Source organism: bacterium SCSIO 12741 (assembly GCA_024398055.1).
Classification (GTDB): Bacteria; Bacteroidota; Bacteroidia; order Flavobacteriales_G; family Salibacteraceae; genus SCSIO-12741.
Genome location: CP073749.1, coordinates 3,356,856 through 3,374,674, shown reverse-complemented (window position 1 = coordinate 3,374,674; position 17,819 = coordinate 3,356,856). Strand labels below are relative to the sequence as shown.

16 protein-coding genes are annotated in these 17,819 nt (G+C 44.6%); 8 read left to right on the top strand and 8 right to left on the bottom strand.

Annotation, left to right across the window (positions count from 1 at the left end; genetic code table 11):
- Positions 1–45 precede the first annotated feature (45 nt).
- The gene (locus tag KFE98_14395) at positions 46–780 is read right to left on the bottom strand and encodes a hypothetical protein (GenBank protein ID UTW61197.1); all 735 of its coding nucleotides are present in this window, start codon (positions 778–780) and stop codon (positions 46–48) included.
- Positions 777–1,337, bottom strand: a complete 561-nt coding sequence (locus KFE98_14390; protein UTW61196.1) for a sigma-70 family RNA polymerase sigma factor — start codon at positions 1,335–1,337, stop codon at positions 777–779. Before KFE98_14390 ends, KFE98_14395 begins: the two co-directional genes overlap by 4 nt.
- Positions 1,338–1,457: 120 nt before the next feature.
- Here KFE98_14390 and KFE98_14385 point away from each other — a divergent pair, with 120 nt between their 5' ends.
- The 3 genes from KFE98_14385 to KFE98_14375 all read left to right on the top strand — a co-directional run bounded on the left by KFE98_14385 (position 1,458) and on the right by KFE98_14375 (position 3,390).
- A complete protein-coding gene (locus KFE98_14385; GenBank protein UTW61195.1) occupies positions 1,458–1,697 on the top strand; it encodes a 4a-hydroxytetrahydrobiopterin dehydratase in 240 nt (79 codons plus the stop codon).
- Positions 1,698–1,700: 3 nt separating this feature from the next.
- A complete protein-coding gene (locus KFE98_14380) occupies positions 1,701–2,576 on the top strand; it encodes a hypothetical protein (GenBank protein ID UTW61194.1) in 876 nt (291 codons plus the stop codon).
- A 94-nt stretch (positions 2,577–2,670) separates the two neighbouring features.
- Positions 2,671–3,390, top strand: coding sequence for a glycosyltransferase family 2 protein (locus KFE98_14375; GenBank protein ID UTW61193.1), 720 nt, complete (start codon positions 2,671–2,673; stop codon positions 3,388–3,390).
- Between the two features lie 11 nt (positions 3,391–3,401).
- Here the strand turns inward: KFE98_14375 and KFE98_14370 are convergent, their stop codons facing one another.
- Positions 3,402–3,653 carry a hypothetical protein gene (locus KFE98_14370; GenBank protein UTW61192.1) on the bottom strand — a complete coding sequence of 84 codons (252 nt, stop codon included), beginning with the start codon at positions 3,651–3,653 and terminating at the stop codon, positions 3,402–3,404.
- A gap of 114 nt (positions 3,654–3,767) precedes the next feature.
- On the bottom strand, positions 3,768–4,694 hold the full coding sequence (locus KFE98_14365; GenBank protein UTW61191.1) for a LysR family transcriptional regulator: 927 nt from the start codon (positions 4,692–4,694) through the stop codon (positions 3,768–3,770).
- A gap of 102 nt (positions 4,695–4,796) precedes the next feature.
- Between KFE98_14365 and KFE98_14360 the strand changes: the two genes are divergently transcribed.
- A complete protein-coding gene (locus KFE98_14360; GenBank protein ID UTW61190.1) occupies positions 4,797–5,924 on the top strand; it encodes an MBL fold metallo-hydrolase in 1,128 nt (375 codons plus the stop codon).
- Positions 5,925–6,123: 199 nt separating this feature from the next.
- Here KFE98_14360 and KFE98_14355 read toward each other — a convergent pair whose 3' ends face one another.
- The 4 genes from KFE98_14355 to KFE98_14340 form a co-directional block, all read right to left on the bottom strand.
- Positions 6,124–8,289, bottom strand: coding sequence for a S46 family peptidase (locus KFE98_14355; GenBank protein UTW61189.1), 2,166 nt, complete (start codon positions 8,287–8,289; stop codon positions 6,124–6,126).
- Positions 8,290–8,384: 95 nt separating this feature from the next.
- Positions 8,385–10,385 (bottom strand): hypothetical protein, encoded by a 2,001-nt coding sequence (locus KFE98_14350; GenBank protein ID UTW61188.1) that lies wholly within the window; start codon positions 10,383–10,385, stop codon positions 8,385–8,387.
- A gap of 1 nt (position 10,386) precedes the next feature.
- Positions 10,387–11,298: a FixH family protein gene (locus KFE98_14345; protein UTW61187.1), complete on the bottom strand. Its 912-nt coding sequence runs from the start codon at positions 11,296–11,298 to the stop codon at positions 10,387–10,389.
- Between the two features lie 76 nt (positions 11,299–11,374).
- On the bottom strand, positions 11,375–11,755 hold the full coding sequence (locus tag KFE98_14340) for a hypothetical protein (GenBank protein ID UTW61186.1): 381 nt from the start codon (positions 11,753–11,755) through the stop codon (positions 11,375–11,377).
- A 239-nt stretch (positions 11,756–11,994) separates the two neighbouring features.
- On the opposite strand from KFE98_14340, the gene KFE98_14335 reads away from it, so the two are divergent.
- From KFE98_14335 to KFE98_14320, 4 genes are read left to right on the top strand one after another with little or no spacing between them, the layout of a single operon-like run.
- Positions 11,995–13,275: a HAMP domain-containing histidine kinase gene (locus KFE98_14335; protein UTW61185.1), complete on the top strand. Its 1,281-nt coding sequence runs from the start codon at positions 11,995–11,997 to the stop codon at positions 13,273–13,275.
- Positions 13,268–13,981 (top strand): response regulator transcription factor, encoded by a 714-nt coding sequence (locus KFE98_14330; GenBank protein ID UTW61184.1) that lies wholly within the window; start codon positions 13,268–13,270, stop codon positions 13,979–13,981. Before KFE98_14335 ends, KFE98_14330 begins: the two co-directional genes overlap by 8 nt.
- 42 nt (positions 13,982–14,023) lie before the next feature.
- Positions 14,024–14,992 (top strand): transporter, encoded by a 969-nt coding sequence (locus KFE98_14325; protein UTW61183.1) that lies wholly within the window; start codon positions 14,024–14,026, stop codon positions 14,990–14,992.
- Between the two features lie 38 nt (positions 14,993–15,030).
- On the top strand, positions 15,031–17,814 hold the full coding sequence (locus tag KFE98_14320; GenBank protein UTW61182.1) for a T9SS type A sorting domain-containing protein: 2,784 nt from the start codon (positions 15,031–15,033) through the stop codon (positions 17,812–17,814).
- Positions 17,815–17,819: the final 5 nt, after the last annotated feature.

Sequence of the window (17,819 nt, the reverse complement as noted above, 5' to 3'; positions counted from 1 at the left end):
TCTGGTAATTGACCTTTTGTAGGCTAAAAAATGGCCTTGGAGTGCCTAAAAGTGATCCTCTAAAATAACCTGGGCATCTCTTCCCCAACGGTGGTTATCTTCCTTTACCATCAAACGAAACAAACGCTTCGACTCCTCCAGATTACCCTCCTGATAATGCACGTAGGCCAAGTACCAATCGGCTTGGTGATTCCAATTGTTTACGGTGGTATCAACAGCAAGCAGGCAGGTGCGGGCTTGATCAAAATTTGATGGTTCTTGGAACAGGTAACACATCCCTCGGTAAAAATCGAGTTGGGGTTGCGGAACGGGTTCGGTCATTCCGGCCAGATCAAATAATTCTAAGGCTTGCTCAAAATTTTTCCGCTCATAGAGTTGCATCGCTTGCTCCCAATTACTCGCTGTGGAATCATGGACTCCGTTTCGCAACATTCCGATGGATCGATAGGGTTCAAAATAACTGGCCACAGGTTCTGGATCTTTTTGGAAAATGGTGAACCAAAGCAAACAAAGTATCAATACAACTGCAGAGAAGGCACCTATCCGTTTGTTTTGCCCTCCGTAACGGTTCTTTTTCCCCTTATAAAGTTCCTTGCGAATGCCAACGAGCTCTTTCTTTAAGGCCATTCTCCCCTGCTGACGAATCACCTCCTCTGCCAAGGCTTGTAACAAATCTGGATCAGACTCCAATCGCTCACGCATGTCCGGATCTAAATCCTTCCCTTTCCCTCCTTCGAGATAATGACGAGCCAAACTGGCGTTGTGTGAAGCACTTCTCATCGTTCCCTAAGTTCAGCTCGTTTGATCATTTCTTTGAGGTAGTTGAAACAACGATCGAGGCGCTGTTCAATCGTCTCTTGATTTCCCAAATCGGTACGCCTACCTATTTCTGAAGGGGAGAAATGATCGAAGTAATACCCCATCAATACCTGGTGACAATCTTCTTTGAGCTGTCCCCAAATAAGTTTTAAGACGGATCGGTTGTTTTTATCCAATAATCGATTGATGGGTGAGACGGAGATTTCCTTGCTCACCATGGTGTTGATCTGAACCTTCCGATTGTTCTTTGCTTCCCATATATCTCGAGAAAGGGTATACAGATAGGCCCGCATATCCGGGTTACCTTCAAATTTTTCAGGTGTGGTTCTTACCTGCTCATAAAGGGCAATAATGGCTTCTTCAAATACCTGATGGGCATTCTCCTCAGTGTCACCATTACTGGTTACCATTTTCCGCACCGGACTAAAATGGCTTTTATACAAACTTCTAAGCACCACATAGCGCTCGGTTCTACTACCGGCAAAGGCTTCCTTCAATTGAAAAATGGTGTGTTTCACCCCGTTCCTGTTCAAAGACCGGTTCAATTTAACAAGTATTTCTCACCAAGGCACCATTTGAGGATCAATTCACTTCCTTCAAAAGCAAAGGATTGATTTAATTTTGTCCAAAACGGGAGCATGTGGAAAGAAGAAAACAACGCCTTGTGTCGGGAGTTTGAATTCTCCAATTTTTCAGAAGCCTGGGCATTTATGACTCAAGTGGCTTTGTTGGCCGAAAAAATGGATCATCACCCCAATTGGAGTAATGTGTACAACCGCGTCAATATTCAGCTTCAAACCCACAGCGCCGGAAACAAAGTCACTCAAAAAGACCGGGAGTTAGCCAAGGCTATTGATGCCTTACTTGCACTTGAATAACTTATGATGCAATTTTCAGAACGTCTTTCCGGCCATTCAGGTTCTATTTACAGCCTCGCCTCGGGACCTGATGATCTAATTTATACCGGCGGAGCGGATAAAGTTTTAGCTTCCTGGTCGCTCAACGATTTAAAGGCTGCCCCTTTTTCGGTGAAACTTCAAGCCTCTCTTTTGGCTGTTTATTATCGGCCAGAGAATCACCATCTCTACCTGGGCACATCTTCTGGAAATATTCACCTGATCGATCTTGCGAATAAAACCGAAGTTCGAAACCTGGTTTTGCATACCAATGGTTGTTTTGATCTGCTTCCTCTTTCAGACAGATTGATAACCCTGGGTGGCGATGGATATTTGACCTGCATCGATTACAACGGAGAATGGATTGATCGAAAAAAATTGAGTGACAAAAAACTACGAAGAGCCTTGTACCTCTCACAGGACGCGTTAGTCATTGTAGGAACGGGTGACGGTGACATTGCGGTTTTATCTTCGGAAGACTTATCACTTCAAGCCCAGTTTAGGGCTCATGAGGGTTCGGTATTTTCACTGGCCTGGCATCCTGAGAAAAAGGTTTTAATCAGCGGAGGAGCTGATGCCCACCTTCGCTTTTGGGACCTTTCCGATGGCAACCAACTGGTTCACGAAATTCCCGCTCACAATTATGCCATCTACGACATCGTAGATACAGGTGAATGGTTTGCTACCGCCAGCAGGGATAAAACCGTAAAAATCTGGAACCGCAATTTTGATTTGATTCAACGCTTCGATCGCAAGCAATCGGAAGGACACCTCAATTCGGTAAATCGACTGCTTTGGGATGAGAAAAGAAGGCAGCTCATTTCTGCCAGCGACGACCGCACCCTAATAATTTGGAGTTAGGGGCAGATCGCTCCAAAAAAGAGCGACTCCTCCCCTCCTATTTCCTTTTGACGCCGCCCCTTTAAATGTGTATCTTGCGGCCCGTTTCTCAAGCATGAGTCAGGAATCCAAGAGCATAGAATTAGCCGTTGTTATACCCGTTTACAATGAAGCCGGAGCCATTGGCGAGGTGGTCAAAGATTGGGCGGATACACTTCGAAATTTAGGTATCGGATTTGAAATCCACACCTACAACGATGGATCCAAAGACAATACGCTGGAACTTCTCACTCAATTGAGTCATGAATTTTCGGAACTCAAGGTGCACGATAAGCCCAACTCGGGTCATGGTCCAACTATATTGCAGGGATACCGGGAAAACGCTCATCACCCGTGGATTTTTCAGGTAGATTCAGACAACGAATTGGTAGCTGGTGATTTTCACCTCCTTTGGAAGGAAAGAGAGAATCACGATTTTCTTATTGGAAAAAGATCGCAATGGTCTCAACCTCTTCCACGAAAAGTGATTAGCTGGATATCCAGGCGTATTATACATCTGTTTTACCAAACCCCGGTTTGGGACGTCAATGCTCCTTACCGATTGATGAGATCCGAAATTTACGCCCCCTACTTTCAGCAAATTCCGGATGATACTTTTGCGCCAAACCTCATCCTATCCGGGATTCCAGGTAAGAAAAAGCTTCGCGTATTCCAAACCAATGTCGTTCATCATCAACGCACCACTGGGCAAGTATCGATCAAAAAATGGAAACTACTGAAAGCGGCATTCCGCTCCTTCCAACAATCGGTTACCTTCAGTTTTAACCTGAAGTAGAATCACTCGGACTAACATGAAATAGAAGCCGAGCTTCCTGTACAATCGCAAACAGCCGTTTTGCTCTCTTCTTGGGTACAACTTGCAGAATCGCTTGTGGATTCACCCGTATTAGGATCGGTGCAAGTACAAGTGCAGGTTACGTTTCCAAGTACTTCTCCTCGCTCGTTTTCGATGTAGTTTAGGATCACTTCGCCATTGGTCGTTTCAGTCTTCACTTCCGTAACTGAACGCAGGCCATTTTTAAGATCAAGTTTAATCATGGTCTAAAAGGTTTAAGGTACATTTTGTATCTATTGCAAGGTACAATGACAGGACACCTTAGCCTACCCACAGAAGTCATGGTTTGAACTATTTTATGACAGGAAAACGCCGGATTAAACTTGTCTTAATACCTGAACTGGTTTATCGGCTTGATTGGAGTACCATTCCTCCAAAAATTGAATGAAATTTTTGACCAGAGGCTGATTCATTTCCTGCAAGGCCGTGGCGTACCATACCCGATTTATCGGCTTTTTAGAAATGGGCCGTGTAACCAATCGTTTGGATTCCAAATAGTCTGATACAGCCCAGTTGGCCATAATTCCTATTCCCAAGCCCGCAGCAATCATTTCAACAATGGCCTCCGTCAATTCGAGTTTCATCACTTGCTTCAATTCAATACCATTGGGTTTGATAAATTCCTGGAGAAAAAACAGGTTATCGTCTTCCACGTCATAAAGGACCATAGTTTGTCCATTAAAATCTTCCGGATTCAGAATGGTCTTGTTAGCCAAGGGATGATCTTCGGATAAAACAGCCAGCATTTCATCCGAAAACAAGGGCGTAGATTCATACTCATGAGAATCGTAGGAATCGCTAACAATGGCCACATCCAATTGGGCTTTTTTCAAGTAATCCATCGGTTGCCTGGTTGCCCGGTGTACCACCTGAATTTCAGCATCGGGATACTTTTCACGAAAGGCTTTGATAATTGGCGGAAGCCAATGATAGCAAGTGTAACACTCCGTGCTAATTCTGATCGTGCCCGCCATTCCTTGATTGATGGCTTGCAAATCGAGGTACATTTTATTGATCTCCGCTAATATCACTTCGGAAGATTCCAAAATTCGCTTTCCGGATGGTGTGATTACCAGGTTTTTATTCAACCGGCGAAACACCGAAGTGCCTAATTCACTTTCGATTTTTTTCAATTGATGACTCAAAGCTGACTGAGATACAAACAATCGTTCGGCTGCCCGGGTCAAATTGCCTTCTTCTTCGATGGTCTTAACCATCTGAATATCACGTAATGTTAAGTTCATACGATTAACTATGAGTTGTATTCATGATTTGCGTGAATATAATGATTTTTAGTTATAGATAATACCCACTTCTTTTGTAGAAGCCATTGGAACATGATTGATATGAAAAAAGATTCACGCCGGCAGTTTTTAAAGTCTATGGGAATGACCGCTGCCTTGGCTCCTTTAGCACCAGGAACCATTGCATCAGCGTTGGGAAATGAACCTCAGCAATCCGGAAAGACGACTCAAGGATTACAAACCTGCGATTACCGATTATTGCGGCACGCAGCTGCCATCTTCAATTACAACAATCAAAAGTTTCTGATTGATCCGATGTTGAATCAGGCCCTTACCAATGTGCCTTTGCCGGTAAGCACAAGCGAATTAACGGACTTGCTGAATTCGCTGGATGCCGTATTGCTTACCCATGCTCATACGGACCACATCAACCTGGATCCCTGGCAGGCAAACTTACTTCGAGACAAGCCCTTTTTCTGTCAATCCCAAGCAGATGGGAGCTACTTGTCTTCTATTGGAATAAACGATGTACGCGTCATAGATACTCAAGCTACCTTTAAAGACATTACGGTCCGCAGGACTGGGGGACAGCACGGTATTGGGACGGGTTGGCACGTATCAGGATTTGTATTTACCGCACCGGGTAACAAATCCGTTTATATCGCCGGAGATACGACTTACGCTCAGCCTGTTACCGATGCCTTGCGGACTTACAAGCCCGACATTACCATTGTTAACTCGGGTGCTGTGGGGCCTTCCAACAACCCCTGGACCATGACGGCCGAAGATGTGGGCTCAGTGGCCAAGGAGCTACCAAGTACTCAAATCATTGCCGTGCATTTGGAAGTGCATCCCAATGCCAAGGTAAACCGGAGTCAATTGAGGCAATACACGGTGGACAACAACATCAGTAATCAAGTCCTCATTCCAGCCGATGGTGAATCGGTCAACCTGTGCAAGGTTGATACTACCTCCATCAATCAATGGGAAGGCAACAACTCGGCGATCAAAGTCCACCCTAATCCATTTACAGATCAAGTAACCTTAGACATACCGGGTCAGCTACTCCACATTCGGGTAATCGACCTCAATGGAAAACGAGTAAACACCTTGTACACCAATAAGTGGGATGGAAAGGATGAAAAGGGACTGGATGTTCCGAATGGAATATACATGTTAGTAATTAGCACAGAGGATACCATATACTGGCAACGAGTGCTCAAAGAATAAGGGAAGTTTCTTCCATGAATGAAGCCATGATCTGGAGTCGATTAGTAGATCACCAAAAAAGGAATCGGCTCCTGGTCTCGTTTTTAGAGTTATACGAATAGAAGCCTTCTTGAAGTAAACTTTAAAACACAAAAAAGGCCCTAAGTCCTGTTTGTTTCTCCGGGACGAAGGGCCTTTAATATTTTCCTAAGCTAGTGTTCTATTGATTCACCAGCTTCATTTCGTCAACCAAATGTCCGGCACCGGCATACTTGTCCACAATGAACAACACATAGCGGATATCCACCATAATATTGCGGCAAATATTGGGATCAAACATAATGTCACTCATGGTGCTTTCCCAGGTGCGGTCGAAGTTCAAACCAATCAATTCTCCACTACTATTCAAGGCTGGGCTCCCTGAGTTTCCACCCGTAGTGTGGTTAGAGGCAATAAAGCAAACGTGCATCTTTCCATCGGCATCAGCATACTTGCCGTAGTCCTTGTTATCGATCAACTCGGCCAGCTTATCTGGAACGGTAAACTCGATGGTGGTGTCTCTTTTAGCCATAATACCTTCAGTGGTGGTAAAGTGGCTGTATACAACTGCATCAGGACCGTTGTATCCCTGAACTTTTCCGTAAGCAACACGCAGCGTTGAATTCGCATCTGGATAGTACTTTTTCTCATTGGGTAAAAGTGTCATCAGTCCTTCCATATAGGTGCGGTTGAGTAGCTCCAACTCGTTGTTCAATCGTGCATAGTCTGGCTTTACCTTTTGCAGGTAACCATTGTACAGATTCATGGCTAACACGTAAGCCGGATCTTTTTGAATTTTCTTGAAGCTTTTTTCGCCTTTGTATTTTTCCAGAAAGGCAATAGCACTTTCTTCGGAAGCAAAAATGGACTTCGAAAAAATACGATCTGCATAAGCTTCAAAGTCTCCATCAAATTCTTTCATGATGGTCTCTTCGTAAACCGATTGCCTCAACTTAGGGTCAATCACATCGAAGTATTGCTTCAGCATGGTAGCAAACAACTTCTTATCCGTTGGCTGATGGTAGTTTTTAAAGAATCGCTTACTCCCTTTTATCAGCTTATCCACTTTGGCCTGGTAGTCACCTTCTTCTCCCAGTTTCTCAGGATTCAATTGATTAAAACCTGCTGAATAGCGAAGAATTTCTGGTCCATAGTACCAAACCTCAATAAACATGTCGCGGGCAAAGGTGTAAGGCTCAATTTCCTCATAAATACCCTTGAATTGGGGTAATAAGGATGTGTACTTCGTTCCGTATTGGGTAATACTCATGTTGGCATTGGCCGTAAATTTCGCCTCGATTTCCAACTTCTTTTGGATGGCGTTGTTTCTTTCCAACCCAAGGCTTTGACCTTTCCACTTTTTCCAGGCGTTGCTAATGCGAGATTGCTTTGCCGCGTACTGAATACGAATCTTTGGACTGGATGCCATGGATTTTCCAATGATCTCCAATGACATGTCACGCATTTTAATGCGATTGGGATTCTGCTTCTTCATCACGTATTCCACTGCATAAGAAGTCAAGTACTCCGATGTGCGCCCTGGGAATCCATAAATCATGGTAAAATCACCTTGCTTCACCCCAGACATGGAAATTGGGAAAGAATGCTTTGGACGGTAAGGCACATTTTCATCTGATACTTCGGCTGGCTTGTTGTCTTTTCCAGCGTAGATTCTGAACATGGAAAAATCTCCCGTGTGTCTTGGCCAAACCCAGTTGTCGGTATCAAAACCAAATTTTCCGATGGATGATGGCGGAGCACCAACCAAACGAACATCCTTGAAGGTTTCGGTTACAAACAGGTAGTATTGATTTCCGTAGTAAAACGGACGAATGATGTAATCGTAGTGGGTTCCTTCCGTTGCCTGGGCACCAATCTTCTTGATGTTTTCGGCAATCATTTTTTGTCTTTCAGCCTCTGGCATGGCGTCTCTCACCCCTTCCAATGCCGATTCGGTTACTTCTTCGATACGAACGATAAAAGTGGCCGTTAACCCTGGATTTTTCAATTCCTGATCACGACTCATGGCCCAAAAACCATTGGTCAGGTAATCCTTTTCAACGGAACTATGAGATTGAATTTGCGAGTAGCCACAGTGGTGGTTAGTCAATAACAATCCTTCATCAGATATCATTTCAGCGGTACATCCTCCCCCAAAATGAACAACGGCATCCTTAAGACTGGATTTGTTGAAGGCGTAAATGTCTTCAGCGGTGAGTTTCATGCCCATGCTCTGCATGTCTGATTCCACCAAATTCTTAATCAATGTAGGGATCCACATCCCTTCCTTGGCCACCGATACCTGACCGGCCAGCACTACTACGAGCAACAAGGCAATTCTTCTCATACGATATTAGAAACAAATTAGCTCTGCGAAACTATAAAAACTGAGCCTAGCAATAAAGACCGTCCATGTATGTTCCGTAGAGCTAATCGAATTCCCTAAAAACGCCAAACGGCGGATAAGGAAAAATTTCTTCCCGGACGGGGTACATTGCCCCAATCCAGGTGTTCAAAATAATAGGAATCAAATAGATTACTTACCTGAGCTTCAAGATTTAAACGAGAGTTTCCTTTACGGAACAGCTCATATCCTCCCCCAAGATTTACAATGGCCCAGGAAGGAGTTTCATCTTCACCAAAACCAGGATCAATATGGCCCTGACGAGTGGCTCCCTGAAGTTCTACATTGGCAAATCCTTTTTTCTTCCTCCATTTCACACCCAAGCGGTAATGAAAAGGTGGAATTTGAGGTAGGTAGCTGCCATCGTTTTTTAGACCTAATACATACCCTAAACGAGTAGTCCATTGAAAGTTTTGGTACAACTTGCCTTCTCCATTCAAAGAAGCGCCCATGGTTTGAGCGTAAGGCAAATTAGTAAATACTTTTACCCCGTTTGATCCTACCGTCATACCGGACAGTAAGGTATCCGTTTCACCAAAAATGTAATCCACCAGGTAGTCATAAGACAGGTTGAGTTCCCATTTCATGTTTGCCGTTACCCGTTTCAAGCCAGCATAAGCTTTCCAAGCAGACTCCATGCGCAAATTAGGATTACCCAGGTAGTCATATCCATCTTCCCGACTAAACAAATAATACCCAAACAGCTCGGTTGTACCTGGGGCCCTTTGAGCAAATCCTCCACCGATCCAGGTAGACCATTTCTTGCCCCAATTTCGATTCCAGGTTAGACTAGCCTGAAAAGGTTGATGTCGATAAACGGAATCTGTGTTATAACCAAATATCTCCCATTCCTGATGGCCAAATTCATCCTGAACTTCGCTTTGAATAAACTCATAACGAGCGGAAATCTCCAGGTAATCCTGATCTGTCCATCTCCAGCGATCGGCTAAGGCGCCGCCCCATACCTTTCTAAATACATCAGGCCAGGTGAGCATAAACATAGGCTTCTCTCCTGGTGCGTACATGGTCATTTCGGCACGACGAAAGTTTTGGTAGTACTCCAATCGAGCTTCGAGCTGATGCCGGTTCCAGTTTTTCCCTTTCAGGTGAGCAAAGGATCCATAAGTCCGGCTCCATCCGGGCATATCCATCCGAATGGGAACCTCTTCATCCGGGCGATTGGAATCATCCATATCATGAACGACTTCATTTCCATAGATTTTCCACTCTACAGACTCCAGAATTTTACCCACGTTGTAGTGCTTAATGGCCAGACTGTAGAGATCCGCTTTGGCCAAAGAAACATCCATGGGAAGGCCTGCATAACCAATGTTACGACCTACATCCTGTAGGTAATCTGCCTCTAAAAATGTTTTCTTGGAAAGCTGATACCGGGCGTTAACTGCCCAGTTATACTTGTTGTATTGAGTGTAAGGAACCTCCTGACCGTTTCCATCCTTGTACTTTTCCCGATTTCGATAAGCTCCAGATACTTTTACAGCCCATTTTTCCTTACTCAATTGAAACTGTCCCTCAACATCTCCCCCGCGAGAAACAGAATGAAAACCAGAGCTCAACCTTCCAGAAAAAAACCGATTGGATTTTAGGCTGGAACGTGCACTCTGCAAATTCATAGAGCCACCCACGTTCGAACCAGTTGACAATCCAGTTGGATGACAACTTACCGAAACCTCATCCAAACTGGAAGGGTCCGTATAGGATGAGACGGGATCCATCTTATCGGTGCAGGCACCAAATACCCGCATTCCATTTAAGGTCACCGCAATTTGGTCTCCCCGATACGATTGAATAACTGGCTCCCAGGCATAAGATCCTCGGCGAACCACTTGCACAGATGGGATAGATTCCAATACTTCATCGGTAGAAGAAGTAGGAACAACCTCCTCGCTCAGGCTATCCGACCTTACGATAAACTCACGCAAATTAGTGGTATCGTAGGTATTTACCTGAGACCAGGCAGAGGTAGCAGTGGAAATCAAAAGAATTCCTACTGCTGCCGTGCCGGTTTGTAATTTCATGCTACAAGGTGTATTCGAACCAAATATTCTCGCCAATTACCTGGCCATTACGCTTAACCACCAAAGTGATTCGCCACAAGCCAGTCATGGTGTAGTTTACCTTACCCACATAGTGCCCTTGAGACGTATGTGTTGGGTGCACGTTGTTCGGAGAACCATGCCCCATAGATGGCATATCAGGAGTGATTTCAATTTCCAAATCGGTAAGTGCTTCGTGCTCCATCATGTTTTTGCGGTAATGGGCTGTGACTTCCATATCATTTACGCCCACCATGGGTGCAGAAGGAAGTACATAGCTGACGAAAATGCGGCTGGAGTCGTCTGCTGCTACAAATGATTGTACCAAACGATTACTTGCACTGGCCACGGTAATAGGAATCATAGCCTCTCCCTCTTTACCATTGTCGTGGTTGTGGTAGTGTACCTTCAACATCCAGGTTCCACCCATGCTCGGCATCACAAACACTACTTGAGCTGCATAGAGTCCAGTCTTACTATCAGGGGTAGAAGAACTTGGATTTTCTACTGGTGTTCCATGAGACATGTGCCCCATGTCCATCACTGGTTCCAAGGTAACGTGTCCGTCATTCATCCATTTTCCAGAGGCAGAATCGAAGGTGGCTATATAGAGGTAGTTATATCCATTAAACAAAGCTTCTTTGGCATATACCTTAATCTCTGTTTCAGCGCCAACGGCATATCCTTTTCCAACTTCCGTTAAATCTGTGGTAACGGGCATGGTGGAAGTTGTTGGAGGTGTATCGTATTGACAACTGCCGTCATCATCTTTGGCTTTTTCGTCGTAATTCGTTGCCTGAGCGTCAGTGCAACCTTCTTTTTTGCAAGAAGTGAAAGAAAATGTTAGGGCCAGCAAACAAGCTGATAATAAGGTATAGGTGCTTAATTTTTTCATGATATCTCATATTCTGAAATCCACACGGGATCTCGTTTTAACAATAAATTGGGGTACTAAAAAGTCGGCTGATGAATTAAGCCAACGAGGGAGGGGGAATGAAGATATCAGTGAAGCCATCAAGCTCTTCCTCAGATACGGGAAGAAAGGCTACATATTCATAGACAGTAGTAGCTACAGCGTCCTCTGAACTCGGCAAGAAATAGAAGAGAAAAGACAGCTGTCCAGGAATGATCACATTTAAATCGCTCTCAACCGTTGGAATACTTTCCACCACTTGATCAGCGAGGTAACACATACCTTGACATTGGGTAATTCCTCGATCCAGATTAACACACTCCTCTTGAGCGATTTTCTCTTGGTTCCAGAAGTAATAGCTAAAAACAGAAACGTTGTAGCTCATCACCCCAAAAAAGGCGAAAAGCCAAAACCAACTTACCATCTGCTTAAACTGCATAATGCAAAGTTACGATCCAGACGAATAAAAACAGTGACATTTATCACCTTCGACATTTTTCATTTTGTAAATCGCTGTTTTGAAAATGCTTACTTGAGGTTTGACTCCATCAATGGATAGAAGTAAGCTTTTTCCTCTGAACCCTTGGTTACCAAATTCAAGTGGTAGCCCATCCCAATTCGTTAAACAACTGTTAACACTGGCGATGGCTTGGCCGAACATTTCGTACTTTGCCGGTCATGAAAAGGAATACTATCCGAATGATCATTTTCGCGGCCATTCTTCTATTGGGAGGATTGGTGGTTTCGCAGGTGATTTGGATTAGAAGAGCCTATCAGCTTCAGGAAACTCAGGTGAACCACGACATCACCATGACCTTGAAAAAGGTTTCCCGGGAAATTCAGCTGCACCAGGGCGATTCTTCTTTTCTGTTGGACCCTGTTCGGCAACCCATGCCCAACACCTTTGTGGTTAGAATCAATGAAAACCTGGATCCCTACTACATCGAAACGATGCTGACCCGGGAATTCAAAAACGAGGAGATTAACCTGGACTTTGAATACAGCCTCTACGATTGTTTTAATGATTCAGTTGTCTATACCAAAGCGGTTTATATTAATGAAGGACAAGCCATTCAACGCGAACAACCTTCGGCCGCGGTAAGTTGGAAAAGTAACGATGGTCATTATTTCTCCATCCACTTTCCGAACAAAAGTGCCATGGTACGCAGCCGGCTCAACTTTTGGATTTTCTCGTCCTTCATTTTGCTGGTTCTCATCACCTTTTTTGGATACACCATTTCGGTTATCCTTAAACAAAAACGGCTGAGCGAAATCAAAAACGATTTCATCAACAACATGACCCACGAGCTAAAAACACCTATTTCAACCATTGCTCTGTCTTCCGACGTGCTGATGAAACCCGGAATCGAAAACAACCCGGAAAGGTTAAAGAATTATGCCGCGATCATTCAGCAAGAAAATAACCGGCTTCAAAAGCAAGTGGAAAAAGTGCTTCAAATTGCCACTCTGGAAAAAGATCAAGTAGATCTCAATTTGCAACAGTTGAATTTGCGGGAATTAATCGAACAAGTCTGTCAATCCTTTAAACCGCTGATTACCAGCAAAAATGGAAGTATCACTTGCCAGCATAATGCAACTAATTTTCAGGTATTGGCCGATGAAATTCACCTGACCAACGTACTGAACAATTTGCTGGACAATGCCGTGAAGTACAACCACAATGAACCCACCATTAAAGTTTCAACTAAGAACACGCAAGACACCATCTCGATCTCGATTCAAGACAACGGAATTGGCATGTCTCCCGAAGAGCAGAAAATGATTTTTGACAAGTTTTACCGGGTTCCAACTGGAAACGTGCATGACGTAAAAGGATTTGGACTGGGACTGTATTACGTCAAATCCATGGTTCAAAAACACCATGGACAGATTCGGGTAAATAGTGCAAAAGGAGAAGGAACAGAATTTATCGTAGAAATACCTCTAAACCATGACTGAAACTACGCCAAATATATTGTTGGTTGAAGATGATAACAGCCTTGGGTTTGTCATTAAAGACAACCTGGAAGAACAGGGCTATAAAGTAAAGCTCGTACGAGATGGCCAGGCCGGGTTTGAAGCCTTCTATCAACAAGCTTACGACCTTTGCCTGCTGGACGTTATGCTGCCGAAGAAAGATGGTTTTCGCCTGGCTACTGAAATTAGAAACTTAAACCAGAATGTGCCCATCATTTTTCTCACGGCCAAATCGATGATGGAAGATAAAATTCAAGGATTTTCATCTGGAGGAGATGATTACCTGACCAAACCATTCGCCATTGAAGAACTTTTGGCCCGAATGGAAGCCGTGCTAAAAAGAACCCAAAAACGCCCGGATCAGCGAACCCAAACAATCAGCAAAGAATCTTATCCCCTTGGGGAAATTACCTTCAACTACAAAAACCTGTCATTGGCCACACCTTCTGGTGAGCGCAGCCTTACACGCAAGGAAGCTGATTTACTTCGATTGCTATGCATTCACCAAAATCAAGTTCTGGAACGAGAGGTAGCCTTAAAACTCATTTGGGGCGAAAACGATTACTTCCTGGGGCGCAGTATGGACGTATTCATTACCCGTTTGAGAAAATACCTGGCGGACGACAAAAGAATTGAAATTCAAAATGTTCACGGTGTAGGATTTCGCCTCACATTGCCTGAAGCCTAAGGCTGATTTGATAAATCGTAGCCGAAACCCTATTTTTGGGTCATGTCGGACACCCCTATTCAGGATCCTGGCCTTGGTGAAAAGTATGAAAGGCTAACTCAAAGAATCATTAATCCAGACGGTAGTTTTAACATCTACCGTGAAGGAATGGGCTCAGCCCTGAAGTACTTGTATGAGTATTTCATTTCGGTCAGCTGGTTTCAGTTTATCCTGATTCTTTTATTGGGTTATGTCATTATGAACTCCCTCTTTGCCATGACCTATGTGCTTCTTGGTATCAACGGTATTTCTGGCACCGAATCTTTGGATACGCAAAATGAATTTTTGATTGCTCTGTTCTTTAGCTTTCAAACCTTTACCACAGTAGGTTATGGTGGATTGTCTCCCATGAGCACCTCGGTTAATCTGGTGGCATCCTTTCAAGCCATGATGGGATTTATGAGTTTCTCCATTGCCACGGGTCTGCTCTACGGTCGTTTTTCCAAGCCCAAGGCAGATATTGTGTATTCCAACCGCATTCTTCTCTCCCCTTTCAAGGATGGATATGCGCTCATGTTTCGCATCATCAATATGCGCCACCACGTATTGCTGGACATGGAGGCCAAAGTGCTTTTAGCCACCACCCGTGAGATTAATGGAATCTACCGACGTACCTACAGCAGACTGGATCTGGCCATCGACAAAATTGACTTCTTTCCTCTCAATTGGACGGTCGTTCACCCCATTGATGAAGAGAGTCCCTTTCATGGAAAATCACCGCAGGAAATCGTTAAATCGAATCCGGAGGTACTGATCTTGATCAAGGGATTTGACGAAACCTTTAGTCAAGTGGTTCATTCCCGGTATTCATACACCCACCGGGAAATGGTGATCAACGCCAAGTTTCATCCGGCTTATACCACTTATCCGGATGGATCGACCCACATTAATGTGAAAGACATTCACAAGTACAAAAAGCTCGACGGCAAGGTCGGGGACATATCTTTCGAACAGGTTACGAAAGAGGGCTGATTTGCTATAAATTTGTCCGTTCAATTCTTTGAATTTTAATGCGCACAGGCAAACTCGAAATTTTTACCATTATGCTGCTCTATCTGGTGCAGCTGGTATTAGGAATCCAACAATTTGAGGATCAACAAAACGATTATTTGACGACCCACATCAGTGGAGGAATGAGTCAATCCGAATTAAGGGAGCAATGGGAGCACCAAATGCTTGCCGATCCGGCAACAGGAGAACTGCCTGCCGGTATTCGACAAAAGGAGCTCAACCACCTGGCCAATATGCCTAAAGAGGCTACGGGTCTGAGAGGAGGAAATCCCTGGGTTGCAGCTGGTCCTCGCAATATTGGTGGACGAGGAAGAGCCCTGGCCTATGACCTAAGCAATCCGAAAGTACTGATAGCCGGTACTTCTTCCGGTGGTGTATTTCGCAGCACAGATGAAGGAAAAAGCTGGAAAAAGGTGACCACTCAGGATCAAAACCTGAGTATTTCATCCCTGGCTCAAAACCCGGAACCAGGTAAACAACATATCTGGTACATGGGTACTGGTGAAGCTCGTGGAGGTTCTCAAGGAGGGATTAGTGGTTCAGCTGCCTATGGAGGAAACGGCGTTTATCGTTCCGATGACAGCGCCAAAACCTGGACAGCCTTACCTGCTTTGATCAATTCTTCTCCTCAATTGGTGGATTCTACCGATTTGATTTGGAGATTGGTTGTTTCAGGTGACCCAGCTACAAGAGGCGTGTATTTTGCTTCACAATCGGCGATTTACCGAAGTACAAATGAAGGCCAATCCTGGACAAAAGTTCTGGGCGGCCCGATTGCTACCGGACGTTCAGTCGATCTGGCAGTAGCCGCCAATGGAGTGCTTTACGCTACTTTCGACAACAACGACCTTACGGTTCGTGGAATTTTTAGATCGGCAGATGGAGTTACCTGGACCAACATCACTCCAAGTGGTTTTCCGGGTACCTATCAGCGCCTGATTATTGCACCAGACCCAAGTAGACCTGACGTGGTTTATTTCTTGGGAAATACTCCGGGAAGTGGTCAAAGGGGGTACAATTTTCAAGGTGGAAGCGAAGACCACTCTCTTTACAAATACACCTACTTATCTGGAACGGGAGCAGGAGCTGGTGGAAAATGGGACAACCGGAGCCAAAACCTTCCTGTGGGCCCCAATCGTTTTGACGATTACATATCTCAAGGCTCTTACTGTATCGACATTGCCGTTTCGCCTCACGATACCGATGTGGTGATTATTGGAGGTACCAACCTTTATATCTCCACCGATGCTTTTAAATCCGATCAAAACACCTCTTACGCTGGTGGTTATGGAGAAACTACCGATTTGCCCGATTTTCAAACTTACCCGAATCACCACCCTGATCTCCAGAAAATCATTTACTCTCCCAGCGACTCCAAAACCTGTCTAACTTTCTCAGATGGCGGAATTCACTTGACCCGTGATTTGTATCAATCCTCAGTAGTGTGGGAATCCTTGAACAATTACTTACTCGCCACCCAATTCTACACCTTGGCCATTTCGCCCGACTCGGGATCCAAATGGATGATGGGGGGAACCCAGGATAACGGAACCCTACTTTCAACGAATGGGGATATTCATGTGGACTGGACCATGCCCTGGTCTTATGATGGTGCCGGGTGCGCCTTTAGTAATGTGGAGCCCTTTCTCTATGCTTCCAAACAATTGGACGGAATCGTAAAAGTTTATGTCAATTCCAAAGGAGAGCGTATATCCTGGAATCGCATTGATCCTGTTGGCGGATCTGGTTACTTGTTTATCAATCCACTTCTGTTGGATCCAACAGACAACAAAATCATGTACCTACCTGCAGGAAATCGACTGTGGGTGAATGATGACGTTACCGTATTTGACACCCTAAAAGATCCTGATCCGAAAACAACGAACTGGCGCGTAGGAGTTGGTTCTGGAATTTCAGGAACACTCACCGCAATCGACGCTTCGGTTTCTCCGGCCCATGTAGTTTACCTGGGTACTTCAGGAAAGAACATTTACCGCGTTGAGGATGCAAACGGCATGTCTCCCACTCTAACCAATGTAACCAACAATATCAATGCAGCCGGATATGTAGCGGACGTAAGTGTGGACCCAAGAGATGCAGACAAGGTAATCGTGGTCTACTCCAATTACAACACTTATAGCGTTTTCTATACTGAAAATGGTGGACAACTTTGGCAAAACATTAGTGGAAATCTGGAAGGTCAAACGCCTCCGGGAGTTCCACCCAATTTGGGACACATTAATGATGGTCCCTCCTGCCGTTCTGCTCAGATTGTTCCGGTAGAAGACGGCACCCTCTATTTAGTGGGTACAAGCATTGGACTTTTCGCTTCCTTGGAGTTGGACAGCATGCAAACCGAGTGGGTTCAGGTTTCACCTGATGTGATCGGTAATCAGGTAGTAGTGGATATCAAACACCGCATGTCCGATGGCTTTACCGCAATTGCCACCCATGGTGCCGGTGCATTCTACACCACTTTGAAAACCATTGGAGATTTAACTGGATTGGAAGAAAGAAATGTAGCCGAAGAGGCTCAATTGAAAGTTTTCCCAAATCCAGCACAGAGCCATTTCGAAGTTTCCATCACTGGTGTTGAAACCACAGATGGTCAGTTTGTATTGAGTGATTTGAATGGAAGAATAATCGAACAAATACCTACCTCGGAAGGGCCTGAAACAAGACAGAAGGCTCGATTTAATTGTTCCACACTGCCGAGTGGCTTATATTTGGTGACTTTTTTCACGCCGGAAACGAAAATTTCGAAACGGATTAAAGTACAGTAAGCAAG

Coding starts and splice junctions, on each gene's coding strand:
- KFE98_14395 (UTW61197.1), bottom strand. CDS start 780: ATGAGAAGTGCTTCACACAACGCCAGTTTGGCTCGTCATTATCTCGAA.
- KFE98_14385 (UTW61195.1), top strand. CDS start 1,458: ATGTGGAAAGAAGAAAACAACGCCTTGTGTCGGGAGTTTGAATTCTCC.
- KFE98_14380 (UTW61194.1), top strand. CDS start 1,701: ATGATGCAATTTTCAGAACGTCTTTCCGGCCATTCAGGTTCTATTTAC.
- KFE98_14375 (UTW61193.1), top strand. CDS start 2,671: ATGAGTCAGGAATCCAAGAGCATAGAATTAGCCGTTGTTATACCCGTT.
- KFE98_14370 (UTW61192.1), bottom strand. CDS start 3,653: ATGATTAAACTTGATCTTAAAAATGGCCTGCGTTCAGTTACGGAAGTG.
- KFE98_14365 (UTW61191.1), bottom strand. CDS start 4,694: ATGAACTTAACATTACGTGATATTCAGATGGTTAAGACCATCGAAGAA.
- KFE98_14360 (UTW61190.1), top strand. CDS start 4,797: ATGAAAAAAGATTCACGCCGGCAGTTTTTAAAGTCTATGGGAATGACC.
- KFE98_14355 (UTW61189.1), bottom strand. CDS start 8,289: ATGAGAAGAATTGCCTTGTTGCTCGTAGTAGTGCTGGCCGGTCAGGTA.
- KFE98_14350 (UTW61188.1), bottom strand. CDS start 10,385: ATGAAATTACAAACCGGCACGGCAGCAGTAGGAATTCTTTTGATTTCC.
- KFE98_14345 (UTW61187.1), bottom strand. CDS start 11,298: ATGAAAAAATTAAGCACCTATACCTTATTATCAGCTTGTTTGCTGGCC.
- KFE98_14340 (UTW61186.1), bottom strand. CDS start 11,755: ATGCAGTTTAAGCAGATGGTAAGTTGGTTTTGGCTTTTCGCCTTTTTT.
- KFE98_14335 (UTW61185.1), top strand. CDS start 11,995: ATGAAAAGGAATACTATCCGAATGATCATTTTCGCGGCCATTCTTCTA.
- KFE98_14330 (UTW61184.1), top strand. CDS start 13,268: ATGACTGAAACTACGCCAAATATATTGTTGGTTGAAGATGATAACAGC.
- KFE98_14325 (UTW61183.1), top strand. CDS start 14,024: ATGTCGGACACCCCTATTCAGGATCCTGGCCTTGGTGAAAAGTATGAA.
- KFE98_14320 (UTW61182.1), top strand. CDS start 15,031: ATGCGCACAGGCAAACTCGAAATTTTTACCATTATGCTGCTCTATCTG.